This window comes from Streptomyces sp. CAU 1734 (assembly GCF_039888735.1).
Classification (GTDB): domain Bacteria; phylum Actinomycetota; class Actinomycetes; order Streptomycetales; family Streptomycetaceae; genus Streptomyces.
This window is the reverse complement of sequence record NZ_JBDQQP010000028.1, coordinates 23,050-47,356: the sequence shown is the minus strand read 5'-3', so window position 1 is coordinate 47,356 and position 24,307 is coordinate 23,050. Positions and strand designations below refer to the sequence as shown.

Here is a 24,307-nt window from a genome sequence, read left to right as displayed (position 1 = left end):
GTTCCCCGCCTTGTGAAACCGTCTCGGAACGCGCGGACGGGCAAAGCATCGTCATCACGCACTGGGCTTACTCGCGGAAGGGGGGACGCGCAGGAGCGGTACTGGGGCATCAAGCGTGATTTGCGGCGCAAACCCGGGCGAACAAAACAAGACCGGGTGCACGCGCCGTAAATCATGCAGCCCCAGTACCGAACCGGAGCGGCACCCAACCCGCACCAACAAGACCCCCACCCGGGCAAACAGGCAACCCGCACCAAGCAACAGCCCCGCCGAAGGCAGCCGCGCCGGGCCCAGGGCCGAGCCCCGGGAAATGAAACAATCACACCATGGCGGAAATCATCCAGAAGGACGGCACCTGGACCTTCGACGGCGACGCCGTCCGCATCGTCCCCGGCTCCGACAAATCCGTGAGTCTGCTGCGCAGGACCATCGGAGAGCTCACCGTCCCCCTGGAGGCCATCGCCGGGATCTCCTTCGAGGCGGGGCGGAAGACCGGACGGCTCCGGCTCCGCCTCCGCAACGGGGCCGATCCCCTGTTGCAGATAACCGGCGGCACCAAGTCGGACAGCATGGACCCGTATCTGCTGACCGTGGAGAGCGACCGTTCCGGCGTCGCCGAGTACTTCGTGGACGAGGTGCGGAATTCGCTGCTGCTGGAGCAGGTACCCACCGGGCCGGTGGACCGCTATCTGCTCCGGGGGCCGGATCTGCCGATCTCGGTCGGGGCGGGCGACGGCACCGCCGCCTTCGACGGGGAGCAGATCAGGCTCAGCTGGAACTGGAAGACGGAGGAGTCGAAGTCCTCCGGCGGCCCCCGCATCATCGCCGTCGAGGATGTGGAGGCGGTGGAGTGGCAGCCGTCGGCGGGGCTCGAAGGCGGGCATCTGCGGTTCGTGGTGGCGAGGGTCTCCGCGCGCACGCCGCCGAAGTACGACCCGTATGCGATCGATCTGTGGGGGTTCCGCAAGGACCCCCTGATGGCGCTGGTCGCCGCCGCGGTGGTGGCGCGGATGCCGCATCCGTACGCCGCGGGGCGGGACGAGCCACAGGACGCGGCACCCGCGGCCAGGGCCGACGGGGCCAGCGGGGCCGGCGGGACCGCCAGGACCGGCGGGGAGCCGGAGGGCACCGGCGCCGGGCAGGTCAGTGATCATGACGCGCTGCTGCGGCGGCTGAGGGAGCTCGGTGAGCTGCGGGAGGCCGGGATCTTGACGGAGGAGGAGTTCACCACCGCCAAACAGGCGATCCTGAAGCGCATGTAGCCGATCCCTGCCCGATTTCGGGCAGGATTCTTGCCATACCGCACAGTGAACCTTCAGTATCTACGAGTGCTCGAACAACGCCGGCCCATTCGTCTGCCCTCACATGACGACCTCATCGACCATCTGGTCCGCAGCACCGCGCTCCCGCGCGGCGAGGCTGCCCGGGTGGTGCTCGATGTGCTGGCGTACTTCGACGAGACGACCGAGGAGTATGTCCGCCGCCGCCACCGCGAGCTCCAGACCGCCGGCGCGGCCAACGCGGAGATCTTCGACCGGATCGCGGCCGAGCTGCCGCACCGGGCCGTGGCGCCGCCGGAGCTCTCGCTCCGGCAGCTGCGCCGCATCGTCTATGGCTGACCGCCCTTGTGCGGGGCGAACCGTCAGCCGTCGTTCGAGCGCCATCCGAACCATGGAGGGGTAACAACAAAATGTGCGGAATTGTTGGATATATCGGTAAGCGTGATGTGGCACCGCTGCTGCTGGAAGGGCTTCAGCGGCTGGAGTACCGGGGGTACGACTCCGCCGGGATCGTGATCACCGGCGCCAAGTCCGCCGGGCTGAAGCTGGTCAAGGCCAAGGGCCGGGTCCGTGAGCTGGAGGCCCGGATCCCCAAGCGGTTCGCCGGGACCACCGGTATCGCCCACACCCGCTGGGCCACCCACGGCGCGCCCAGCGACGCCAACGCCCACCCGCATCTCTCCCCCGACAGCACGGTCGCCGTCGTCCACAACGGCATCATCGACAACGCCTCCGAGCTGCGCCTCCGGCTGGAGGCCGAGGGCGTGGTCTTCGCCTCCGAGACCGACACCGAGGTACTGACCCATCTGATCGCCCGTTCCCCCGCGGACACCCTGGAGGAGAAGGTCCGCCAGGCGGTGAAGGCGGTCGAGGGCACGTACGGCATCGCGGTGATGCACGCGGACTTCAAGGACCGCATCGTGGTGGCCCGCAACGGCTCCCCGGTCGTCCTCGGCATCGGCGAGAAGGAGATGTTCGTCGCCTCGGACGTCGCCGCGCTGATCGCCCACACCCGGCAGATCGTCACTCTCGACGACGGCGAGATGGCCACCATCAAGGCCGACGACTTCCGTACGTACACCACCGAGGGCTCGACCACCACGGCCACCCCGACCACCGTGGAGTGGGAGGCCGAGTCGTACGACATGGGCGGCCACGACACGTATATGCACAAGGAGATCTCGGAGCAGGCGGACGCCGTGGACCGGGTGCTGCGCGGCCGGATCGACGACCGGTTCTCCACCGTGCACCTCGGCGGGCTCAATCTGGACGCCCGGGAGGCCCGGGGCATCCGCCGGGTGAAGATCCTCGGCTGCGGCACCTCGTACCACGCGGGCATGATCGGCGCCGGGCTCATCGAGTCGCTGGCCCGGATCCCGGCGGACGCCGAACCCGCCTCCGAGTTCCGCTACCGCAATCCGGTGGTCGACCCCGATACCCTGTACATCGCGGTCTCCCAGTCGGGCGAGACCTATGACGTGCTCGCGGCCGTCCAGGAGCTGAAGCGCAAGGGCGCCCGGGTGCTGGGCGTGGTGAATGTGGTCGGCTCCGCGATCGCCCGGGAGGCGGACGGCGGTGTCTATGTCCACGCCGGGCCCGAGGTCTGTGTCGTCTCCACCAAGTGCTTCACCAACACGGTGGTCGCCTTCGCGCTGCTCGCGCTGCATCTGGGCCGGATCCGCGATCTGTCGGTCGCCGAGGGCCGCCGGATCATCGACGGTCTGCGCAGGCTGCCCGAGCAGATCACCGAGATCCTGGAGGCGGAGGCGGACATCAAGAAGCTGGCGGAGGAGTACGCCGGCGCCCAGTCGATGATGTTCATCGGGCGGGTACGGGGCTATCCGGTGGCGCTGGAGGCGTCGCTGAAGCTGAAGGAGATCTCCTACATCCACGCCGAGGCGTATCCGGCGTCGGAGCTGAAGCACGGCCCGCTGGCGCTGATCGAGCCCGCGCTGCCGACCGTGGCGATCGTGCCCAACGACGATCTGCTGGAGAAGAACCGCGCGGCGCTGGAGGAGATCAAGGCCCGGAGCGGCCGGATCCTCGCGGTGGCCCACCGGGAGCAGGAGAAGGCCGACCACACCATCGTCGTGCCGAAGAACGAGAACGAGCTGGACCCGATCCTGATGGGCATCCCGCTCCAGCTCTTCGCCTACCACACGGCCCTGGCGATGGGCCGCGACATCGACAAGCCGCGGAACCTCGCGAAGTCGGTGACGGTGGAGTAGCGGACCCGTACAACACACTCCCCCCGCGCGTCGTCCGAAGACGCGCGCGGGGGGAGTGTGCCGGACGGCGCGCGGCCCAGTGCGCGCCGTCCTGCGCGGCCTCAGCCGATGGCCGTCACTCCCCGGCCGGCAGCGCGTCCTGAGAGGGTCGGCCAGTGCGCGAGCGCGGCCGTGGCGCCGTACCAGGCGCCGAGGCCCGCGGCGGCGGCGATCCAGCCGCCCGCCTTGGCCAGACCGCCGCTCTCGGCGAAGGCGGCCACCCCGAGCAGCACCAGGGCGACCGTGAAGAGCCCGTACACCCCCTGGGTGACGACTCCGGCGCCCGCCGACGCGGCCGTCAGGGTGAGCGACAGCAGCGCCCACAGCAGGAAGAAGAGGCCCGCGGCCTCCGCGGTGAGGTCGGGACCCGAGGCGATTCCCCAGGTGAACCAGAAGGCGCCGAGGCCGGCGAACGCCGTGCCCGAGCCTCCGTCACCCGCGCGGAAGGCGAGTATTCCGGTGACGAACAGCGCGACGCCACCGAGCCAGGTGGCTATCGCCGCGGCATGCGCGGCGGACACACCGTCGATCACACCGGTGTTGGCCACACCGAAGGCCAGCAGGGTCAGTCCGAGGGCGAGATGGCCGAGAGTCTGTGGTGAGGCGGTGGCACTTCCCGCGGAGACGTCCTTGTCCACAGCGGGCTCCCTTCATGTCCTTGTGCAGTTGCCGTACTGCGGCCCAGCGGCCGTTATGTACCCTTCACAAAGGCACAATGCACCTCTACGGATGAGTAGATTTCCTTGCGGCACAAGGGAGTTGACCGGCTGTCATCCGATCGGGGCCGGCCCTGCGCCCGGCCCGACGATACGTGCGGGGCGGGGCGGAGTCACGGAATGACGACCACCGGGCGCTGCGCGCGCCGGGCGAGCCGTCCGGCCACCGAGCCGAAGATTCGGCCGACGATGCCCTGGGTGGAGCCGACCACGATGGCGTCGGCCGAGTACTCCCGGCCGACCTCCTCCAGCTCGTGGCAGATGTCGCCGCCGCGCTCCACGAGGATCCACGGCACCTCGGTGAGGTAGTCGGCGCAGGCCAGCTCCAGGCCGAGGACCTCGGTGCGGTGATCGGGGACGTCCACGAAGACCGGGGGCTCGCAGCCCGCCCAGACGGTGGTGGGGAGCCGGTTGGCGACATGCACGATGATCAGTCCGGAGCCGGAGCGGCGCGCCATGCCGATGGCGTAGGCGAGCGCCCGCTCACTGGAGGTCGATCCGTCGAAGCCGACGACGACTCCGTGGCGGAACGCCGGGTCGCAGGAATGGCGTGACTCTTCCGCCGCGCGCAGATCCGACGTGGGGTCGGCTACCTGCTTGCGGTCCGCGGGTTCGGGGATCTCGTGACCTGCCATCGGTGTCTCGGCGAAGGAAGTCCTCAGTGAGGGGAACGACATGGCGGCGGATGCGGTGTCCGGGAATCATCTTCCCCGGCCCTACCCGCAAGGGTACGGCGACACTCTTCTCCTGCCCAGGACCGGTCGGCCCATTCAGGCGTTCAAGGGAGCATGCCTGAGGGCGTGCCGGTTGGCAATGCCGCTTGCGCCCTACAGCCGTCAGAGGGTACCTGGAAGGCCGTTGGGGCGGCGCACCCCTCCCCCCGGCGGTGCGCACCGGGGCCGCCGGGGAGGGCCGCCAGACGCCGTACGCGGCCGCCGGTGACAGCCGGCGACACCGCGCGAGGGATGCTTTTGAGCCGGGTGAGCAGGGAGAGATCGAGAGGGGTTCGAGAGACCTGGGAGGCCGGAGAGACAGCCGGCATCTCCTGGGCCGAAAAGCGATCAATGTGAGCCAGTCGCACAGCTGGATGAAAGGGTCGGCGGGGACTGAAGGGACGAGTGATACGGAAGGGGGTGAAGCCGCCACCTGGCCGAGGCACCGCGTGCCGCAGTGACCGGATGGCTCCGCGTCTCGTTGGCACCTCGGTCACCCCGCAGCCACCCCCCGTCCCGAGGGAGCCCCCGTGCCCGCACGCCCGCCCGCCCGGTCCCGCACTCCCGCCCCCGGCCTCCCCCGGCCGCCCCGCACCGCGCGTGACCGGTGCGAACAGACCGCACCCCCGCCCGAAGCCGCCGCGCGCCCCGCGTCGCCCGGCCCGGCGCCCCGTCCCGTACCGTGCACCGCGGCCCGCGCCGCGCCGCCGGACCCGGTGAGCGATGTGGTCCGCTGGGCCGCCTTCAGCTGTCTGCTCGTCCCCGTGGTGCTCGTCGCCTACGGGGCATCGGTCGGCGGCGCCGCCGCGGCGGCGGCCGGTCTCGCGGCGGTCACCACCGCCTGCCGGCTGGTGATCGGACACGCGGAACGCGGAGCCGCGCGGGCCCGCGCGGCGGACGCCCGCCGGGGCTCCGGGGGCCGGCGGGCGGCGGCGGGGGGCCCGGCCGGCGGCCGGCACGGAGGCCCGGCCCGGCGGCGGCGGACGGCCCGGACGGACCGCCGCGAGGACACCCGCGGAGACGGCCGGGAAGACGGTGGAGGAGAGGGCCGGGCAGGCCGTCACAGCGCCCGGCGCCCCACCGGAGACTGACCCATTCGTACGCACGCACCCGTATAGTTTCAGCCAACTTCGGGTTGGTGTCTCCCCCTTGGGGAAATGGCCTGCGTACCCCCTTGTCACCAGGCAGGAAAGGACTAATCGCGGCTCTTGCACCCTACGGGGACGGGCCATGCGCGTCAGGCGCACTTCCCTGGGGGCGCTGCGAGTGGAACGCTTCGTGATCGAATGCTTCGCGCCAAGTTCCCATGCAGACATAGCGGGGCATGCCGAACTTGTTACGGCGGAGTCACGGGACACAGTAGATTCGATCTTGAGTGTTGAAGGCTCGGGACTCGCGCAAAACCGAGGGGAAACGTGCAGCAGCGACAGGCCCGAAACGAACGGGGAGACGCGAATACCGAGGGGGGCTTAGCGTCATGAGTCAGGACTCCGCCGCACCGGAGGTGGCACGAAAGCTCTCCGGGCGTCGGCGCCGGGAAGTTGTCGCCGTACTGCTGTTCAGCGGCGGCCCCATTTTTGAGAGCTCCATCCCGCTCTCGGTGTTCGGAATCGACCGTCAGGACGCCGGAGTACCACGTTACCGACTGCTCGTCTGCGCGGGTGAGGACGGACCGCTGCGGACCACCGGCGGTCTCGAACTGACCGCGCCGTACGGCCTGGAGGCCATCGGCAGGGCGGGCACCGTCGTCGTGCCGGCCTGGCGGTCGATCACCTCGCCGCCGCCGCCGGAGGCGCTCGACGCACTCCGCCGCGCGCATGAGGAAGGCGCCCGGATAGTGGGGCTGTGCACCGGCGCGTTCGTGCTGGCCGCGGCCGGCCTGCTGGACGGCAGACCGGCCACCACGCACTGGATGTACGCGCCGACACTGGCCAAGCGCTACCCGTCCGTCCATGTGGACCCCCGGGAGCTCTTCGTCGACGACGGCGATGTGCTCACCTCCGCGGGCACGGCGGCCGGAATCGATCTCTGTCTGCACATCGTGCGCACCGACCACGGCACGGAGGCCGCCGGGGCGCTCGCCCGCAGGCTGGTCGTGCCGCCGAGGCGCAGTGGCGGGCAGGAACGCTATCTGGACAGGTCTTTACCCGAGGAAATCGGGTCGGATCCGTTGGCCGAGGTCGTTTCCTGGGCGCTGGAGCACCTTCACGAGCAGTTCGACGTGGAGACGCTGGCGGCCAGGGCGTACATGAGCCGACGCACCTTCGACCGGCGATTCCGTTCGCTCACCGGCAGCGCTCCGCTCCAGTGGCTGATCACTCAGCGGGTCCTCCAGGCCCAGCGTCTGCTGGAGACGTCCGACTACTCGGTGGACGAGGTGGCCGGCCGCTGCGGCTTCCGCTCGCCGGTCGCCCTGCGCGGGCACTTCCGGAGGCAGCTGGGCTCGTCCCCGGCCGCGTACCGGGCCGCCTACCGGGTCCGCCGGCCGCAGAACGACCCGGCGCCGCCCTCGGTGGTCGACTCGGTCGTCCCCGTACAGGCCAGACGGGCGGCGGCAGCGGCCGGAATGTCTCATTCGGGTGCGACCGCCTCCGTACCGCCGGAGCTCGGAAAGCCGCCATCCGGTGCTTACGCAGCAGGTCACGGCCGACCGAGCCTGCCCGGCCAGCGGAGCGCGCCATAAGGTAGACGCATGAACGATCGCATGGTGTGGATCGACTGCGAGATGACCGGGCTCTCGTTGACGGACGACGCACTCATCGAGGTGGCCGCACTGGTCACCGACTCGGAACTGAACATCCTCGGCGAGGGGGTGGATGTCGTCATCCGCCCCCCCGACGGGGCCCTGGCGACGATGCCCGAGGTGGTGCGGCAGATGCACACCGCCTCGGGCCTCCTCGACGAACTGGCGGACGGCACGACGCTCGCCGACGCGGAGGCTCAGGTGCTCGCGTATGTGCGCGAGCATGTGAAGGAGCCGGGGAAGGCCCCGCTCTGCGGAAATTCGGTGGGCACGGACCGGGGCTTCCTCGCCCGTGACATGGCCGCTCTGGAGAGTCACCTCCACTATCGGATCGTCGATGTCTCCTCGGTGAAGGAGCTGGCGCGCCGCTGGTATCCGAGGGCGTACTTCAACAGTCCGGAGAAGAGCGGCAACCACCGGGCGCTGGCCGATATCCGCGAGTCCATCGCCGAGCTGCGGTACTACCGGGAGGCGGTCTTCGTGCCGCAGCCCGGGCCGGACTCGGACACGGCCCGGAAGATCGCGGCCAGACACGTGCTGCCGGCCGAGTGAGCGGGCCGGCACACTCCGCGAGCCGGGCGGGCGGGCCCGCGGCGGCCCGGGGGGAGGGCGGCGCGTCGGCGGCGGAATAATCTGGCGCGAGCACCCTCCCCGACCCAGTACACTTTTTCTCGGCCGGTCGGTGGAATGACCGGTCGTGGTGGGTGTAGCTCAGCTGGCAGAGCACCTGGTTGTGGTCCAGGATGTCGCGGGTTCAAGTCCCGTCACTCACCCTGATGGATCAAGGGCCCCGGTCTTCGGACCGGGGCCCTTGGTGTGCGCCCGGGGGCGCCTCTCAGGGCGCCTCGGGGGTCAGCCGGGCAGGAAGGCCGCGACCTCCTTCAGAAAGACCGAGGGGGCCTCCAGGCTGACCATGTGACCCGCTCCGGCCACCCTGACGACCCGGCTGTCCGGTACGGCGGCGGCGATGGCCGCCGCGTTCCGCTCGATGTCCCCGCAGTCCAGCTCCCCCACCAGGGTCAGCACCGGGACCGCGATCTCGCCCAACCGCCCGTGCGCGCCGACCTCCCGCACCCGTGCGGTGCCGAGCTCGCTCGGATGGAGACAGACGTTCTCCACGGCGGCGGCCCGCAGCCGCTCGCGCAGCTCCGGATCGACGTCCCCGGGACCGCGGTACGGCCCGTCGACCCACATCCGCAGATACTCCTCCACGAACCCCTCGACGGCGTCGGGCCGGGTGACGGCCTTCATCTGCGCGGCCGTGCGCTCGATGACATAGGGGTCGGTGCACGGGCTGCCGCTGATCCCCGGCGCGGCGAGCACCAGTGATCCGGTCAGCTCCGGGTGGAGCAGGGTGAAGTCCAGTGCCGTGCGGGCCCCCAGGGAGAGTCCCACCAGATGGGCGCGCTCGACGCCCAGATGGGTCAGGAGGGCGTACAGATCCTCGGCGTGGGACCAGTCGCGGGTCACCGAGGACGAGCGGCCGTGCCCCCGGGCGTCGTAGCGGATCACCTGGTACTCGGCCGCGAGCGCCTCGAACTCCTCGTCCCACATGGTCAGATCGAGCAGACCACCGTGGAGCAGGACGACGACGGGACCGTCTCCCGCGATGTCATGGGCGAGACGCCCGTCATCGTCCACGGGTGCGGTCGGCAGGCTGTTCATCACAACTCCTCGTACTCGTCAGGGCGGCGAGGGGGCGGCCGACTGCACTTCTACCCGGCTTCGTCACCCATGACCATGACATTTACGGAGAAGCAAAAGGCGCGTCCCGGTCGGATTGGGGGAGCCGACCGGGACGCGCGGGTGGGGGGCGGATTCGTCAGGGTGTACGGCGGGGCGGGAGCTGTACCGGGAGCCATCCGGGACGGGACGCGGCCTGCCTGGCGGGGAGGTGCCGGGCGGCCGGTACGCCGCCGCCGAAGGAGACGGCGAGCGGGCGGGGGCGGCTGGTTGTGGGGGTACGGGTGCCGGTGCCGGGGCACTCGGTGCCACCGGCGTTCTGAGCGGCACGGGCACCCGTACCGGGGTTCTCGGCACCCGTCACCGCGTTCGCAGCCGTCGGCTGGGCCGTGTCGGCCGCCATGGCACGGGCGCTGGATCCGGACCGCCGGTGCGTCCTGGTCGCCATCGAGTGCCTGCCTCTGCGATGCGGGGGTGGGGGGTGGGTGCCGGTGTGGGGGGATCGGCGGACACGGCTCGGATGGGGGTTGGGCCGCGGACCGCCGGGTGCAGGAGCACGCTAGCGAGCCCGCGCCCGGCAAATCGACAGTTCCACCGCGTGATGGCTGTTCTTAGGGTCCTCTTAAGGACAGCATCGGAACCGATTAACCCAAAGACGCTTCGTGGGGTGAATTGTCCGGGTCCGGCTTGAAGGTACAGACCTGGCCGGGGGCCCGGTTCAGAGCTCCATGCCGCTGCCGACGCGGGGGCGGGAGCGGCCGGGGCGGAGCCGGCGGCGTTCGGTTCCCCGGTGGCCGCGGCGGCGTTCGCCGGGGGCGGCCACGCGCGCGTCCAGGCCGAGCCAGACGCGTACCTCCGTACCGCCCAGGACCGAGCTGCCGATGCGGACATCGCCGCCCGTCGACTCGGCGACCCGGCGCACTATGTCCAGGCCGAGGCCGGTCGAGCCGTCGCGGCCGTTGCTGTTGCCCCGGGCCATCGCGGCCTCGGGGTCGACGATGCCGGGGCCGGCGTCGGAGACGAGGACGATGACGGCGTCCTCGCCGTTGTGGACGTCGACGGAGAAGGCGGTGCCCTCCGGGGTGTGGCGGAAGACATTGCCGAGCAGCGCGTCCAGCGCGGCGGCCAGTTCGGGGCGGGCCACCGGGAGGCGTACCGGCCGCTCGACACCGGCGACGCGCACCTTGCGTCCCTCGTCCTCGGCGAGCGCGGACCAGAAGTCCATGCGTTCCCGGACCACTTCGGAGACATCGCACCCGGCGCCGGGGCCGGCGGCGGTGGTCTGCGGCTTGGCCTCGCGGGCGGTGCGGATGATGGTGTCGACCTCGCGCTCCAGCTGCTCGACCGCGGCCCGGGTCTGGTCGGCGGCCGGGCCCTCGCCGAGCGAGGCGGCGTTGAGCCGGAGCACCGTGAGCGGGGTCCGCAGCCGGTGGGAGAGGTCGGCGGCCAGCTCGCGCTCATTGGCCAGCAGCTGGACCACCTGGTCGGCCATGGCGTTGAAGGCGATGGCGGCGGAGCGGAGTTCGGGCGGGCCCTCCTCGGGCACCCGCGCGCCGAGTTTGCCCTCGCCCAGCTCATGGGCGGCGCCCGCGAGCCGCTGCGCGGGCTGCACCATCCGGATGCCCAGCCGGTCGGCGACCGCGACCGAGCCGACGATCAGCGCGATGCCGACTCCGGCGAGCATCAGCCAGGCGGTGACCACACCCCTGGAGACCTCGTCGTCGGGGATGAAGACCTCGACCAGCGCGATCTGCTTGGTGCTGATCATGGAGGGCTGGATCAGCGCCCAGCCGCCGGGGACCTCGGTGGTGGAGACCCGGGTGACGCGCCGGACGGTGGCGAGGTCCGCCGGGTCGGCCCGGCGGGTCCCGATCTCGATGGGGAAGCTGCCCGGTTCATTGGCCGCGGGCAGATGGACCGCCATCCGGTTGTCCGCACCGGCCTCGGTCGACTTCACCGCGAGCTCCAGCGGGCCGCGTTCATGGGTGATGGAGAGAGTGGGCCCGAGGGCGGCGGCCTGCCGCTCGGCATTGGAAAAGGCCCGGTCGCGGGCCATCTCCTTGATCACGAGCCCCAGTGGAATGGCGAAAGCCACCACAACCATCACGGTGACGGCCAGGGAGACCTTGACCAGCGCCCATCTCATCTTTGTTGTCCTCGTTGCTGTCCTGGGTGGGGGCCATTCGGCGGTTCGAGCTTCACTCCGACGCCGCGGAGGGTGTGCAGATAGCGGGGCCGGGCCGCGGTCTCTCCGAGTTTCCGCCGCAGCCAGCTCAGATGGACGTCGATGGTCTGGTCGTCGCCGTAGCTCTGCTGCCAGACCTCGGCGAGCAGTTCCTTGCGCGCGACCACCACACCGGGACGTCCGGCGAGAAAGGCGAGCAGATCGAATTCACGGCGGGTCAGATCGAGCCGGGACCCGTCGAGTTCGGCCTGTCGGCGGAGCGGATCAATGGAGAGACCGCCTACCTGGATCACCCGCGAGGGGGGAGCCTCCCCGGCCGAGGAGCGCGATCTGCGCAGTACGGCCGCCATCCTCGCGGAGAGATGCTCCACGGAGAAGGGTTTGGTGAGGTAGTCGTCGGCTCCGTCGTTGAGGAGCCGGACGATCTCCGTCTCATCATCGCGGGCGGTGGCGATGATCACCGGAACATCGGTGATCCCGCGCAGCATCTTCAGCGCCTCGGAGCCGTCCAGATCGGGTAGTCCGAGGTCGAGAATGACCACGTCAAACCGGAAATGGGCCACCTCACGCAGCGCCTCAAGTGCCGTACCGACGCTCCGTACCGTGTGGTGGGCCTCGGTCAGATGCCGGATGAGGGCGGAGCGTACGAACTGGTCGTCCTCGACGACGAGCACACTTGCCATGGGCGGCACCGTACGCCATTCGGAGTAGTACGGTCGCCATCCGCAGTCCTCTGCTCACTATCCGGAATAGGCCGGTCCCATCGGGGACAAGGTTGGGATGCGTGGTGCAGTATGGCCCCGATGCGTAGAGGACTTGTGCATGGCGTGGCGTGGTCGATGGCCACCGGAGCCGCGGTGACACTCACCTGGTGGGGCGTTCACACGGTCATGTCCGGAACCGCGTACAACCGGCCGATGGCGCTGCCGATCAACGCGCCCGCCGCGGACACACCGACGTCCGAGCCGAGTGTCTCGGCGACCCACCGGGAGCGGAGCACCACGGCCGAGCCCGGCTCGAAGACGGTTTCGGGCACGGGGGGCGGGGGCGGCGGCGGGTCCACCGCGCCGTCCGGGCCGACCCCGCGGCCCCCGGACGCCCCGCCGGGGAAGAGCCCGGAGGCTCCGGAACAGCCGGCCGACGGCGGTTCGCCGTCCGCCCCGGTGACGGCGGAGAGCGGCGAGATGAAGGCGTACACGGTCGAGGGCGGCCGGGCCGTCTTCAACATGCAGGAGAAAACGGCCACGCTGGCGTCGGCGACGCCCAACGCGGGCTGGCAGATGCATGTATGGAACCAGGAGGCGCAGATCCGGGTGACCTTCACCAAGGACGGCCGCGAGGCATCGGTCTTCTGCACCTGGAACGGCGGCACGCCGACGGTGATGTTCTACGAGGAACCCTGACGGGACGGCGCGTCCTCAGCGGAAGACGGCCGGCGGCGGTGCGGGTGAGGGCCTGGCGTTCGCGTCGGTGACCGCGAGCGCGCCGCCGGTGGAGTCGATGAGTTCCCGGCCGTGTTCCACCCGGCCGGGGTGCGGGTCGGTCGCCACCCGCCGGGTCAGTTCGGCGACCGGCAGCGGAAGGTCCGACGCCAGCAGGATCGCGTTGCCGAAGCGGCGGCCGCGCAGCACCGCGGGATCGGCCGCGAGGGCCAGTTCGGGGAAGACGGCCGCCGCGGTGGCCACCTGGGCGCGGAGATGCGCCAGCGGCGGGCCGTCGGCGAGGTTGGCGGCGTACTGCCCGCCGGGCCCGAGCACACGGCGGACCTCGGCCAGGAATTCGGTGCTGGTGAGGTGTGCGGGGGTACGGGCGCCGCTGAACACATCGGCGATGATCAGATCGGCCCAGCCGTCCGGTATCCGGCCGAGGCCGGCGCGGGCGTCGGCGGAACGCACCCGGATGCGCGCCCGCGCGTCGAGCGGGAGCCGCTCGCGGACGAGCTGGACCAGGGGCGCGTCGACCTCCAGGACCTGCTGGGTGGAGCGGGGCCGGGTGGCGGCTATGTAACGGGCGAGGGTGAAGGCCCCGCCGCCGAGGTGGACGGCCCGGAGCGGCTGTCCGGCGGGGGCGGCCAGATCGGCGACATGGCCGAGCCGGCGCTGGTAGGCGAAGGTGAGCCGGGCCGGGTCGGCGAGATCGACATGGGACTGGGGCGCGCCGTCGATGAGCAGCGACCAGCCGTGCGGCACCTCGGGGTCGGGTATCAGCTCGGCGACTCCGCCGTCCACCTGTGCGACGACGGTCTCGGGCCGGCCCGGCCCGCCCGCGCGGCCGCGCTTGCTCTTTCCCATCAGCCCATTATCCGCCCGGACGGCGGTCGGCTGCCCGGCGGGGGCGGGGAGACAGGGGATACGGGGATACAAGGGACAGGCGATACGCGGGTACGGGGACGGCGGCCCAGCTCAGCGGCGGCTGTCGGCGGCCTCGATGAGCCGGGCCGCCTCGCCCAGGGCCGCGCGGAGCGTCACCGGGTCGGTGACCTGGTCGGGGCCGTCGGGGGGCAGCAGCCAGCCGGTGCCGCGGACCGGGGGTTCGGTACGGAGGCGGGGGGTGCGGCTCCAGGTCTGGGTGCAGGCGCTGCCCGGCAGATTCCAGCCGTCGGCGGTGCCGGGCGGGACGAGGAAGCCGAGGGTGTCGCAGCCGCGGTCGTGGAGCACGGGGCCGACGCGCGGGGCCGCGGTGCGGCGCAGGATGTCCACCGCTTCGAGGCCCTGCCGGGCGGGGACGGTCACCAGATCGCAGGAGGCGGCGAGGGCCTCCGCGGGCAGGGTGCTGCTCTCGGGGCTGGGGAGGTGCCGGGCCGTGGAGACATTGCGGGCCGCCGCCCTGGTCACGCCCGGCCCGGCGGGGACGGCGGGGACGCCAGGCGCGGCGGGGACGGCGGCGGGTACTGCGGATGTGGCGATCACGGCGGGTGTCACGGACCCGCGGACGCCGTGCCCGGCGCCGCTCTGCATACCGGTCTCCATCACGGGGACCCCTCCTCACTCGGCCGGGGACACGGAGCGCGCCTCCGCGGGGTTCAACGCCTCCGGGTGTCAAGGGCTACGGCGCCACACCGCCCAAAGGATGGCGCTTCATGGCATTTCTCGGCGGAGTCGCCCTTTTGGCCGTCAAACTCCGGATACACGGATCGGCAGAGGGGGGCTCGGTCATGGCGTCGTCGTCACCGGCACGGGCGGAGCGGGGCGCGCCCCCGGTTCCCAACACGGCTTTCCGGCGGCTGCGCGGGCTGCTCTCGCCGGCGGAGTTCGCGGCCCGGGTGCGGCGGGCGGCACGCGAGATCGGCGAGCAGGTGTCGTGCGACGCCCGCTATGTCGGGCGGGTGGAGGCGGGCGAGATCCGCTGCCCCAACTACGCCTATGAGCGGGTTTTCCGCCATATGTTCCCGGGTCTGACGCTGGCGGATCTGGGGTTCACCGCACGGGAGCAGGTACGCGGCAGGCGCGGCGCGCCGGAGCGGTCCCCCGCCGCGGAGGAGGCCGGGGGCGGGGTCCCGGGGCCGGCGGCGGAGGGTCCGCACGGCCGGCTCGCGGAAGCGGGCAACCATCCGCCGGGCTCGCGGGTCAAGCAGGGGCACAACAGGTACGCCTGTCCCGTCGCACGGCATCCAGGGGATGACACATGACCTCGTACACCTCGCCCCGCAGTCACGGTCGCTCTCTCGGTCCCGGTCTCGCTCTCACCGCGGCCATCGCGGTCTCGGCCGCGCTGATCGCCCCGACGGCCTCCGCCGCCCCCGGGCACTCCGCGCGGCCGGCCGCCGCGCCCGCCGACCGGGCCGGGACGGCGGCCGGGGCAGTCGCCAAGCCGGTCGCCAAGCCGGAGGACTTCAACGGCGACGGCTACCGCGATGTCGCCGTCAGCGCCTCGCGCGCCACCGTGAACGGACACCGGAACGCGGGATACGTCGCCGTCCTGTACGGATCGAAATCCACCGCGCTCCCCGCGAAGAGACAGATCATCCACCAGGACACCCCGGGCATACCGGGGACCGCCGAGCCCGGTGACGGCTACGGCAGCACGCTGGCGGCGAGCGATCTCGACCGCGACGGCTACACGGATCTGCTCGTCGAATCCTCCGACGGCACCGGCGCCGACGGCAGGCACGGCATGATCTCGGCCGTCTGGGGCGGCCGGGGCGGTCTGAAGGGATCGGCCGTGGTGGCGCGGGGCAGCGCGCGGGACCGCATCGGCTCCGTGCTCACCGGGGACTTCGACGGCGACCGCAACCCGGACTTCGCCACCGTCCTCGGCGCGGAGACGGACGACGGCGGCCATGTCACCCAGCTCCGGGTCTCCTACGGGCCGTTCACCCGCGCCGGGACCGCCGCCCGGGTGGCCACGGCCGGGGAGCGCAAGGACCACTCCCACGACGATCTGGTGGCGGGCGATCTGAACGGCGACGGGAGAACCGATGTCGTCGCGGTGCGGGAGTGGATCGCGGACATCACCCCCAGGCCCTATGTCGAGGTGCGGATGGGCGGCGCCAAGGGACTGAGCGGGACCGCCACCCGTCTGCGCAAGGGCGACATGGATCTCCAGGGGCGCAGCCTGGGCATCGGCGATGTCAACAAGGACGGTTTCAAGGACATCGTCATGGGCGGCGGCGGCCGTTGGAGCACCCGCCCCGGCGACCATGTCCTCGGCGGGCTGATCACCTTCGTACCCGGCTCCGCGCAGGGCGCGGTCCCGCAGCGGGCGGCCTTCGTCCACCAGAACACCCCGGGGGTCCCGGGGACGGACGAGATGGGGGACGGTTTCGGGGTGGGTGTCTCGGTGGGCGACATCAACGGTGACGGCTACGCGGATGTCTCGACCGGTGTCCAGTACGAGGATCTCGACGGCGTCCGGGACGCGGGGGCCGTGGTCACCCTGCGCGGCTCGAAGAGCGGGCTGACCGGGGCCGGGGCCACGTCCTTCAGCCAGAACACCGCGGGCGTGCCGGGGGCCGCCGAGGCGATGGATCAGTTCGGCACCGCGACGAAGCTGGTGGACCTCGACAACGACAAGAGGGCCGAACTGCTCGTCGGCGCGCCGCACGAGAACGCCAGTGAGGGCGCCGTGTGGATCCTGCGGGCCACGAAGTCCGGGATCACCCCCAAGGGCGCGGTCACCTTCGGCTCCGGCACGCTCGGCATGAAGGCGCCCCGGGGCTGGCTGGGAACGGCCTTCAACCGCTGAGACACCGCGCCGCGCCCGCCCGGCCGGCCGCCTCTCCGGGGCGGCCGGCCGGGAGACCCCGGCCGGCTACTCCCGCAGGCTCACCCGGTGCTCCGCCAGCCGTGCCAGTACCGCGTGGTTCGCCTCCCAGCCGTCCGGGAATTTGACGGTCACCCCGAGCTGTACGGGCTCGGTGGAGGGGTGTTCGTCCAGGAGCTCGCTCACACCGGCGCGGCAGACCACGACGCAGGCGTGACGGTGCCGGGAGGCGAGCACGCAGAGGCGGCCGGTCTCCAGGTGGAAGGCGGTGGCGTCGGGGCGTCCGGAGAGCGGGTGCAGGACCACCGTGACGTCGAACTCGCGGCCCTGGAGGCGGTTGGCGGTGTCCACCGTGACGGCGGTGACGCCCAGTTCGGCGAGGGCCGCGCGGATGGCCGCGGCCTGGTCGCGGTGGGCGGTGCCGACCGCGATCCGGTCGGCGGTGACCGGTGCGGGGTCGGCGCCCGCGGTGGCGGTGGCGGCGCCGCCGCGGTCCAGCAGCCGGCGGACGACCCGGGCCACCGCCCGCACCGCCTCGGGGTCGGTGCGCGGGGTGTGCCGGGCGGGCAGCTCCAGCAGGCCCCAGCCGGACTCGGCCGCCTCGTCGATCACCCGGTCGTGTGCCGAACCGTCCGAGGCGACGCCGAAGGCGAGCTTGCGGTCCTCCGGGCCGGTGCCGCTGCGGAAGCGGGTGTACGGGTAGAAGGCGTCCGACACGAGGGGCGCGGCCGAGGCGGGGAGCCGCCAGGAGACCGGCAGGCGGTGCTGCGGGAGCTCGGGGTTGTGGGCCAGCAGGGTGGAGACCGCGCTGGCGGACGGGTCGTAGGACAGCCCGGCCCACTGGTCGGCGCCGACGATCGAGAACGGGTCGAGCTGGCCGGGATCCCCCACGAACAGGGCTCGTTCGAAGAGGCCCGCGACGGCGAGCAGGGCGTCCGAGCGCATCTGGTACGCCTCGTCCACGATGGCGTGGGACCAGGGCTCCACTCCCTGGACGTGCGCCCATTTGGCGGCCGTGGAGATGACGACGTCGAGGCCGGCCAGATCCGCCGCCCGCGATGACTTGCGTACCTGGGGGAGTCCGTCCAGCGCCCTGTCATAGGGGTCGGCGTCGGTGCTGTGCAGCCGCCCGACCGGGAGGTCGGGGTCCTTCTCGGCGAGGCGCAGCACCAGGTCGTCGACCTGGGCGTTGGTCTGGGCGATGACCATCAGCGGATGCCCGGCGGCGGCCAGTTCGCGGGCCGCGCGCACCACGAGGGTGGATTTCCCGGCGCCGGGGGGTGAGTCGACGACGACTCCGCGGTGACCGCCCCCGAGGGTGTCGGCGAGGATCGCCCGGGTGGCCCGCGCGGCCTCGGCGGCGGGGTCGAAGTCCCGGGGCGGCGGCGGGATCGGCGGGGCGGTCACAGGATGTCCTCCGAGGTGACGGGGTCGGGATTCTCCGCCGCTGTGCCGGGCGGTCCGCCGTGGGTCCACGGCGTCTCCTCCGGGTCGGGCAGCTTGGGCCCGCCCCGCTGGTCGTGCTCGAAGAGGGTCCAGGCGATCCGGTCGCCCTTGGCCGGCACGCTGCCCTGAGCCGGATCCTTCGAGCGGCCCATCCGGTCGGTGAGGCGGAGGGTGAGGGAGCCGTCGGTCTCGTACCCCGCGAACTCGGCCGACTGCGGCTTGCCGTCCAGCGAGCGGAAGACCTTGATCCGCTCGCCGAGGTGGGGAGTGTCGTCGGTGCGGAGGGTGACCAGCGGGCGCGGGGCGGGGCGCTTCGACTCGGACCAGGCCATGACCACTTCGGTGACCTCGCCGAGGAACGCCTCGCCCGCGAGCCGGCGGCCGGCCAGGACCAGCGGGTCGTCCAGTGCCTCCTGGGCCTCCAGCTGAGCCTGTGCGGTCTCCCGGGCGGAGAGTTTCCGCGCGGCGGTGACCGCGTCATCGCGGCGGGGCTGCGGTGGTTCACCGGCGCGTACCCGGTCGCGGTGTCCGGTGAAAGACCAGCGGTCCCGGGTCCAGCGGTCCGCGACCCGGGTGCCCTCCGGCAGTCGGCGCACCAGGTCGAGGCCGTGCCAGACCGCGTCCCAGGTGGGTTTCAGCTGGGACGCGAGCAGCCGGCGGATCTCCCGCTCGGCGAGGGCGAGTTCACCGAGCCGGGCATCGGCCTCGGCGCCGTCCTCGGCGGCGGCGTGGGCGGCGCGGATCCGGTCGTACGCCTCCACCGCCGGGGCGAGGAGCCGGTTGTCGAACGCAGGGTCGGTGGCGGGCCCGGCGGGCGGGTGGAGGAGCTGTCCGGCGGCGTCGCGGCCCAGCTCGGCCCGGAGCGCCGCACGGGCGCCCGATTCGCCCTCGGGCGGGTCGATCCAGGCGAGGAGCGCGCCCAGATGCTGGTCCTCCAGGGCGGACTGCCCGGTGGCCCAGTGACGGCTCAGCAGATCGGTGGCGGCGAGCAGGAGCGAGGAGCCGGGTACCCGGGCCCGCTCGCCGTAGTGGGTCAGCCAGCGGCCGAGCAGGGGCACCCGGGGCGGGGCGGGATAGGCGGCGTCCGGGTCCTGTTCGGCGGTGCGGCGGAACCGCATGGAGCGGCCGAGCAGCCGGATGAATTCGATGCCCGCCCGGCCCGGCACGATCAGCTGCGGTGCGTCCGCGCAGAGTTCGGTCTCGACCTTGGTGCGCTTGCCGGTCGCGGGGTCGGTCTCATTCCGCTCGACCAGCTCGATGTCGTCGGCACCGGCTTCGAGATGGGGCAGTACGGCGCCGGCGAGCTCGGCGAGGAAGGCGAAGCGCAGTTCGCGGTCGCGCGGCTGGGCGACGGTGAGCAGCCGCGGGGCGTCGCGGTCGGTGCCGACGAGCGCGCCGAGCGGGGCGCCGGCCTCACCGGCGGTGGTGAGCGGCACCAGCACGAGGGGCCGTTCGGACAGATGCCGGTGGCGTACGGTCGCCAGCGGCTGGGCCCGGCCGGATTCGACGGCCTCCAGCCGGGCGAGGGTGGTGATCAGTGACATGCCCTTCCCTCCAGCGGTCCGGCGTCCGTGTTCCCGTACTCGTGCCCGTGCCCGGTGTGCCGCGCGGGATGCGGTACGCGCGGTACGGCGCCGGCGGCCGGCGACGGCTCCGGGATCCCGGGCCCCGCCGATCCGGCCGCCGTCCGTGCCTGCGCCTCTGCCTCTGCCTGTGCCTGCGCCTGCGCCTGCGCCTGCGCCGCCGAGAGTGCCTCCGCCCGCAGGGCGGCGGCCCGGCGCAGTGCGATGACCGCCGGGTCCCGCGGATCGCCCCCGGTGCCGCGCGCCGCCCCGAGGACGTCGCCGATGGTGGTGAGGCCGCCCAGCTCACCCCGGACCGAGCGGCCGAGCGCGCCCACGGCGCCCCGGTCGCGGGCCCGGCCCCGGCAGTGGAAGGCGAGCTCGCAGGCGGCGAGGCAGTCGGGGGCGTACGCCGCGGGCACCGCCTCCACGGCGGCCGTCAGCTCCTCGGGGGAGCGCCCGGGGTCGAAGCAGGCGCCCTCCGGCAGCGCGGCGGCGATGTCCTCGATCCGGGTCAGCCGGGCCAGCTGGCGGCGGGTGACCGAGAGCTGTTTGCGGACATCGACGACCGAGGCGGTCGGCAGATTGGAGAAATCCCGGGGGCAGACCAGCAGCACCGCGGGGGCGACCTCCGCGCCCCGGGTGTGCGCGGCGATCCGCTCCAGCGCGAGCACATAGACGGCCGCCTGCCGGGCCGCCGCGCCCACCTTCGCCGGGTCGGCGGAGGCGTCGATCATCGGGAAGGACTTGATCTCGACCACGGTCCACCGGCCGCCGGGGTGGACCACCACCGCGTCCGGCTCCAGATAGGCGGGTGAGCCCGCGACCTCCAGGGCGAGCAGCGGATGGTCGAGCAGTGTCCAGGCCCCGCGCGCCGTGGCCTCGCGCAGCGCCATCGCGGTGCGCGCCGCGCGCCCCTCGGGGCCGGCCGCCGTGAGGTCGGGCACCAGGAACTCCGCCGTCTCCGCCACCCCGAGGAGCCGCATCAGCTCCGCGCCGCCGTCGGACTTGACCCGGGCCTCGAAGGCATTGCCGCGCATGAAGGCGAACTGCGACTGGCCGAAGGCGGTGGGCGAACCGAGCGCGGCGGCGAGCGACGCCTTGTCGACCCCGGCGCCGTCGAGCAGCGCCCGCCGCTCGCAGCCGGGGTTGGCCGCGAGCGCCGCCAGCGCCCGCGCGTCGAGCGGACGCGGGCGGGTGTCGGGGCCGCGCAGCTCAGCGAGCCGCCGCCGAAGTGCTGTCGTCGACGCTGCTGTTGCCGGCGCCGGAACCGACGCCGGCGCCACCGGCGGAGGGGAGCCGCTGTCCAGGGATTCGCTCACCCGGGGCAGTCTGGCATCCGCCACCGACAATGGGGGAGCCGACGGCCGCGGCGGCCGTGCCGCCGCGCGGGCCGGGGGCGGCCGGCGAGCCGCCCGCGAACCGCGCGCGCACCCGGTTCGCGAACCGCGTGGCGGGCCGGGTGAGCAGCGCGCCGAGACCCATCACGGCGGCTCCGGCGACCGCGTCCAGGAAGTAGTGGTTGGCGGTGCCCATCACCACGATCACCGTGACCAGCGGATAGGCGACCGCGAGGGTGCGCACCAGCGGGGTGCGGCCGTGCCGCCACAGCAGCACACCGCACCACAGCGCCCAGCCCACGTGCAGGCTCGGCATCGCGGCGTACTGATTGGTCAGCCCGCCCATCCCGCGCGGCGCGCTGGCCTCGGCGCCCCACCAGCCGTAGGAGCTGTACTGGGCCATCGTGTCGACGAATCCGTACGAGGCGTCGAGCAGCCGGGGCGGGCAGGTGGGCACCAGGGTGAAGCCGACCAGGCCGAGCAGGGTGGAGAGCATCAGCCAGGTGCGGGCGGCCCGGTAGTGGGCGGGGCGCCGCCGGAAGAGCCAGACGAGGATGGCCGGGGTCACCAGGTAGTGCAGGGTGGCGTAGAGGAAGTCGGCGGGGATGCCGATCGCCGGGACGTCGGTGAAGAGCCGGTTGAGCGGCGTCTCCGCGTCCAGGAAGAGTGCCTTCTCGGCCCGGAGTATCGCGAGGCCGTGGTCGACGGCGGTGTTCACGTCGCCGCGGGCGAGCAGCCGCCCGCCCGAGTACGCGAGATAGACCACGACGATCAGGATGAGTTCGGCCCACCAGCGAGGCCGAAGCCGGGTCGCGGAGTACTGCATCCGAGCGATTCCCCCTGTTGTGCGTTCAATGACCGGTGCTCTCGGCCGGCGGCAACCGGTCAACCGTAAGGCGTGGGAGGCGGCGGTCGGTGCGTGGGGCCGGTTCAGAGAGGGACGCCGGGACCCGCGAGGAGGTTGCCCGCCCGCCGTCCGAGATCGGCGTGGGCGATGATGGAACGCCACCACCTGCGCTTATTACCTACGGAGGCCCGTGATATGGCACCCCGCATTCTGCTCGTCCGGCATGGGCAGACGGAATGGTCCCTGCTCGGCCGGCACACCGGCCGGACCGATATTCCGCTGCTGGAGGAGGGACGGCGCGGGGCGCGGCTGGTGGGCGAGCGGCTGCGGCGTTCCCCCTGGTCGGGGCTGCCGGACGTGGAGGTGCGGACCAGCCCGCTGGTGCGCGCGTCGGAGACCTGCGAACTGGCCGGATTCGGTGACCGGGCGACGCCGTGGGACGCGCTGATGGAGTGGGACTACGGGGCGTACGAGGGCATGACGCCGCCGGAGATCCGCGCGGCGGCCGGTCCGGACTGGGTGATCTGGCGGGACGGGGTGGTGGACGGCGAGACCCTGGCCCGGGTGGGTGCCCGCGCGGACGAGGTCGTGGAGTGGGCGCGGTCGGCGGACCGGGATGTCCTGGTCTTCGCGCACGGGCACATCCTGCGGGTGCTGGCCGCGCGCTGGCTCGGCCTGGACCCGTCCTTCGCGGCGCGGCTGAAGCTGAATCCGACCTCGCTGTCGATCCTGGGCTGGGCCTACGGCGACCCGTCCATGGACCAGTGGAACGACACGGCCCACCAAGAGGGCTGACCGCCGCGCCCGCCCGGCGACCGCCGGGCCGGGTGACGGGGCGGGCACGGCGCGCACGGCCGCCGGCCCGCCCCGGACCCGGGACCTCCGCTGAAGTCGCGCAAGTGCGCCACTCGTGCGTACTTGCACACGCCTGGACAATGGATGGCGGTCCGGACGATCAGCCGGTGCATCCGGTGCGAGGAGGAAGCAGCACATGGCGGAACCCCAGCAGCCCGCGCGCAGGATGCGTCCCGCTCCCCTGCTCTTCGAGCCCTCGGAGGCGGTGTCCGACCCGGAGCACTTCTTCGACCTGGAGTCGATGGACGATCCCCGGGAGCTGCTCGCCCGTGCCACCGAGCTGACCCTCGCCTTCCGGGCCGCCACCGACCGGGCGGTCGAGTTCCAGGCCCTCGCCGCCGCCCAGCTGGCCGATCCCCGCCGGTTCGACCGGCTGACCACGGCCGATATCGCCGGGCGGGCGGGGTGGACCGAGGACTACACCCTGAAGATGATCGAATTCGGGCAGGGCCTGGAGCGGGACGGCTCACCGCAGTGACGGCGGCCCCTGACGCCGGACCGGTGACACCGGGGGCCCGCCCGCCGCGGACCGGTGACACCGGGGGCCCGCCCGCCGCGGACCGCCGCGCGGAGCCGTCCACGGCCGCGCCCCGCCGCGTACCGCCCGTCCACAGCCGTGGTCACCGGCCGTCCGTCATCCGCCGGGCATATGTCAGGGGCCAGGACAGCGCGCAAGATACCCCTCCGCGCCCGGCCCTGTCCCCGGTTTCGCCAACTCTCGGGAATCCCCCTGTTACTCCGGGTAGATCTTCTGTCATGAGCGTATGGGCCCGAGACACCCGCACCGACCGCCGGACCACCCCCACCACCCCGCCGGAGGCGGCGCAACCCGATCACTTCTCCCGGGTCACGGCACCCGGCGCCCAGTGGCTGGCATCCGCCGGAACGTATCCGCGGTACATGCTCGACGCCTGGGAGACCACCCCCACGGCGGCGGCCGTGCTCCCCTGCGGCAGCGTCTTCGACGTGGTGAACGTGCCCGCGGTCTTCGGCCGCCACATGCTCGACCGGCTCTGGGAGGAGGGGCCCGGCTCCGGCCCCGTCGCCATGCAGCGCGGCCGGATGCTGATCTTCGCCGCGCCCGGCACCGCCGGCCGGCTGCCCTCCCTGCTCGGCTGGGAGGAATGGAGCGGCTCCGTACCGCCCCTGCTCTGCCACGGCACCGGCGACGCCGTGACGGTGCCGCCACTGAGCGGGAGCGAACCGGCCGCCGCCGGCTCCCGCTGGGTGGTGGCCCCGGACACCCGCCACCCCTGGCTCCCCGGGCCCGAGGTGCTGCTCTGGGCCTGTGTCCGGGCCGCCCGCGCCACCGCCGCTCCGGGCCTGCGCTTATCGATTTTTCTCGGCGCCGGGGTGGGTGCTAAGGTCTACGACGTCAGCAGGCGCCGCTAGCTCAGTTGGTTAGAGCAGCTGACTCTTAATCAGCGGGTCCGGGGTTCGAGTCCCTGGCGGCGCACAGACGGAGAAA

Annotated in this window: 23 protein-coding genes, 2 tRNA genes and 1 pseudogene; 14 read left to right on the top strand and 12 right to left on the bottom strand. The window is 72.6% G+C overall.

The window, feature by feature from the left end; all coding sequences use genetic code 11:
• Positions 1–326: 326 nt before the first annotated feature.
• From AAFN69_RS34305 to glmS, 3 genes are all read left to right on the top strand, one after another.
• On the top strand, positions 327–1,262 hold the full coding sequence (locus tag AAFN69_RS34305) for a DUF4429 domain-containing protein (protein ID WP_347732853.1): 936 nt from the start codon (positions 327–329) through the stop codon (positions 1,260–1,262).
• Between the two features lie 66 nt (positions 1,263–1,328).
• A complete protein-coding gene (locus AAFN69_RS34300; RefSeq protein ID WP_347732852.1) occupies positions 1,329–1,619 on the top strand; it encodes a hypothetical protein in 291 nt (96 codons plus the stop codon).
• 71 nt (positions 1,620–1,690) lie between these two features.
• Positions 1,691–3,508 (top strand): glutamine--fructose-6-phosphate transaminase (isomerizing), encoded by a 1,818-nt coding sequence (gene glmS / locus AAFN69_RS34295; RefSeq protein WP_347732850.1) that lies wholly within the window; start codon positions 1,691–1,693, stop codon positions 3,506–3,508.
• 101 nt (positions 3,509–3,609) lie between these two features.
• On the opposite strand, the gene AAFN69_RS34290 is transcribed toward glmS, so the two are convergent.
• Positions 3,610–4,185, bottom strand: a complete 576-nt coding sequence (locus AAFN69_RS34290) for a GPR1/FUN34/YaaH family transporter (protein ID WP_347732849.1) — start codon at positions 4,183–4,185, stop codon at positions 3,610–3,612.
• 191 nt (positions 4,186–4,376) lie between these two features.
• Positions 4,377–4,898, bottom strand: coding sequence for a universal stress protein (locus AAFN69_RS34285; protein ID WP_347732848.1), 522 nt, complete (start codon positions 4,896–4,898; stop codon positions 4,377–4,379).
• Positions 4,899–5,692: 794 nt separating this feature from the next.
• On the opposite strand from AAFN69_RS34285, the gene AAFN69_RS34280 reads away from it, so the two are divergent.
• From AAFN69_RS34280 to AAFN69_RS34265, 4 genes are all read left to right on the top strand, one after another.
• The gene (locus AAFN69_RS34280) at positions 5,693–6,067 is read left to right on the top strand and encodes a hypothetical protein (protein WP_347732847.1); all 375 of its coding nucleotides are present in this window, start codon (positions 5,693–5,695) and stop codon (positions 6,065–6,067) included.
• 386 nt (positions 6,068–6,453) lie between these two features.
• Positions 6,454–7,659: a helix-turn-helix domain-containing protein gene (locus AAFN69_RS34275; protein WP_347732846.1), complete on the top strand. Its 1,206-nt coding sequence runs from the start codon at positions 6,454–6,456 to the stop codon at positions 7,657–7,659.
• A 9-nt stretch (positions 7,660–7,668) separates the two neighbouring features.
• Positions 7,669–8,271, top strand: coding sequence for an oligoribonuclease (gene orn / locus AAFN69_RS34270; RefSeq protein WP_347732845.1), 603 nt, complete (start codon positions 7,669–7,671; stop codon positions 8,269–8,271).
• Between the two features lie 148 nt (positions 8,272–8,419).
• Positions 8,420–8,492, top strand: a tRNA-His gene (locus tag AAFN69_RS34265).
• Between the two features lie 79 nt (positions 8,493–8,571).
• Here AAFN69_RS34265 and AAFN69_RS34260 read toward each other — a convergent pair.
• From AAFN69_RS34260 to AAFN69_RS34245, 4 genes are all read right to left on the bottom strand, one after another.
• Positions 8,572–9,384: an alpha/beta hydrolase gene (locus AAFN69_RS34260; protein WP_347732844.1), complete on the bottom strand. Its 813-nt coding sequence runs from the start codon at positions 9,382–9,384 to the stop codon at positions 8,572–8,574.
• Between the two features lie 157 nt (positions 9,385–9,541).
• Entirely contained in the window at positions 9,542–9,850 is a 309-nt protein-coding gene (locus tag AAFN69_RS34255) for a hypothetical protein (RefSeq protein WP_347732843.1), read from the bottom strand.
• 270 nt (positions 9,851–10,120) lie between these two features.
• Positions 10,121–11,548 (bottom strand): HAMP domain-containing sensor histidine kinase, encoded by a 1,428-nt coding sequence (locus tag AAFN69_RS34250; RefSeq protein WP_347732842.1) that lies wholly within the window; start codon positions 11,546–11,548, stop codon positions 10,121–10,123.
• Entirely contained in the window at positions 11,545–12,270 is a 726-nt protein-coding gene (locus AAFN69_RS34245) for a response regulator transcription factor (protein ID WP_347732841.1), read from the bottom strand. Before AAFN69_RS34245 ends, AAFN69_RS34250 begins: the two co-directional genes overlap by 4 nt.
• Before the next feature lie 120 nt (positions 12,271–12,390).
• On the opposite strand from AAFN69_RS34245, the gene AAFN69_RS34240 reads away from it, so the two are divergent.
• Positions 12,391–12,990 carry a hypothetical protein gene (locus AAFN69_RS34240; RefSeq protein WP_347732840.1) on the top strand — a complete coding sequence of 200 codons (600 nt, stop codon included), beginning with the start codon at positions 12,391–12,393 and terminating at the stop codon, positions 12,988–12,990.
• 15 nt (positions 12,991–13,005) lie between these two features.
• Here the strand turns inward: AAFN69_RS34240 and AAFN69_RS34235 are convergent, their stop codons facing one another.
• On the bottom strand, positions 13,006–13,878 hold the full coding sequence (locus tag AAFN69_RS34235) for a fused MFS/spermidine synthase (RefSeq protein WP_347732839.1): 873 nt from the start codon (positions 13,876–13,878) through the stop codon (positions 13,006–13,008).
• 111 nt (positions 13,879–13,989) lie between these two features.
• Complete coding sequence (locus AAFN69_RS34230; RefSeq protein ID WP_347732857.1) at positions 13,990–14,556, bottom strand: hypothetical protein; 567 nt, start codon at positions 14,554–14,556, stop codon at positions 13,990–13,992.
• 185 nt (positions 14,557–14,741) lie between these two features.
• Between AAFN69_RS34230 and AAFN69_RS34225 the strand changes: the two are divergent.
• Together AAFN69_RS34225 and AAFN69_RS34220 are read left to right on the top strand one after the other, a co-directional pair.
• Positions 14,742–15,035, top strand: a pseudogene (locus AAFN69_RS34225) (Tat pathway signal protein); the annotation flags it as partial.
• Positions 15,036–15,211: 176 nt separating this feature from the next.
• Positions 15,212–16,771: an FG-GAP and VCBS repeat-containing protein gene (locus AAFN69_RS34220; RefSeq protein WP_347732838.1), complete on the top strand. Its 1,560-nt coding sequence runs from the start codon at positions 15,212–15,214 to the stop codon at positions 16,769–16,771.
• A 66-nt stretch (positions 16,772–16,837) separates the two neighbouring features.
• Here the strand turns inward: AAFN69_RS34220 and AAFN69_RS34215 are convergent, their stop codons facing one another.
• Genes AAFN69_RS34215 through AAFN69_RS34200 form a run of 4 tightly spaced genes read right to left on the bottom strand, consistent with a single transcriptional unit; the run spans position 16,838 to position 21,963 of the window.
• Positions 16,838–18,196, bottom strand: a complete 1,359-nt coding sequence (locus tag AAFN69_RS34215) for an AAA domain-containing protein (protein ID WP_347732837.1) — start codon at positions 18,194–18,196, stop codon at positions 16,838–16,840.
• Positions 18,193–19,779, bottom strand: coding sequence for a hypothetical protein (locus AAFN69_RS34210; RefSeq protein WP_347732836.1), 1,587 nt, complete (start codon positions 19,777–19,779; stop codon positions 18,193–18,195). The genes AAFN69_RS34215 and AAFN69_RS34210 overlap by 4 nt, the downstream gene beginning before the upstream one ends.
• The gene (locus AAFN69_RS34205) at positions 19,770–21,119 is read right to left on the bottom strand and encodes a hypothetical protein (protein ID WP_347732835.1); all 1,350 of its coding nucleotides are present in this window, start codon (positions 21,117–21,119) and stop codon (positions 19,770–19,772) included. Before AAFN69_RS34205 ends, AAFN69_RS34210 begins: the two co-directional genes overlap by 10 nt.
• Positions 21,013–21,963, bottom strand: a complete 951-nt coding sequence (locus AAFN69_RS34200; protein ID WP_347732834.1) for a phosphatase PAP2 family protein — start codon at positions 21,961–21,963, stop codon at positions 21,013–21,015. Before AAFN69_RS34200 ends, AAFN69_RS34205 begins: the two co-directional genes overlap by 107 nt.
• Positions 21,964–22,179: 216 nt before the next feature.
• Between AAFN69_RS34200 and AAFN69_RS34195 the strand changes: the two genes are divergently transcribed.
• The 4 genes from AAFN69_RS34195 to AAFN69_RS34180 all read left to right on the top strand — a co-directional run bounded on the left by AAFN69_RS34195 (position 22,180) and on the right by AAFN69_RS34180 (position 24,295).
• The gene (locus AAFN69_RS34195; protein WP_347732833.1) at positions 22,180–22,779 is read left to right on the top strand and encodes a histidine phosphatase family protein; all 600 of its coding nucleotides are present in this window, start codon (positions 22,180–22,182) and stop codon (positions 22,777–22,779) included.
• A 196-nt stretch (positions 22,780–22,975) separates the two neighbouring features.
• On the top strand, positions 22,976–23,317 hold the full coding sequence (locus AAFN69_RS34190; protein ID WP_347732832.1) for a hypothetical protein: 342 nt from the start codon (positions 22,976–22,978) through the stop codon (positions 23,315–23,317).
• A gap of 278 nt (positions 23,318–23,595) precedes the next feature.
• Positions 23,596–24,231 (top strand): bifunctional DNA primase/polymerase, encoded by a 636-nt coding sequence (locus AAFN69_RS34185; RefSeq protein ID WP_347732831.1) that lies wholly within the window; start codon positions 23,596–23,598, stop codon positions 24,229–24,231.
• A tRNA-Lys gene (locus AAFN69_RS34180) sits at positions 24,222–24,295 on the top strand. Before AAFN69_RS34185 ends, AAFN69_RS34180 begins: the two co-directional genes overlap by 10 nt.
• The last annotated feature ends 12 nt before the right edge of the window (positions 24,296–24,307 follow it).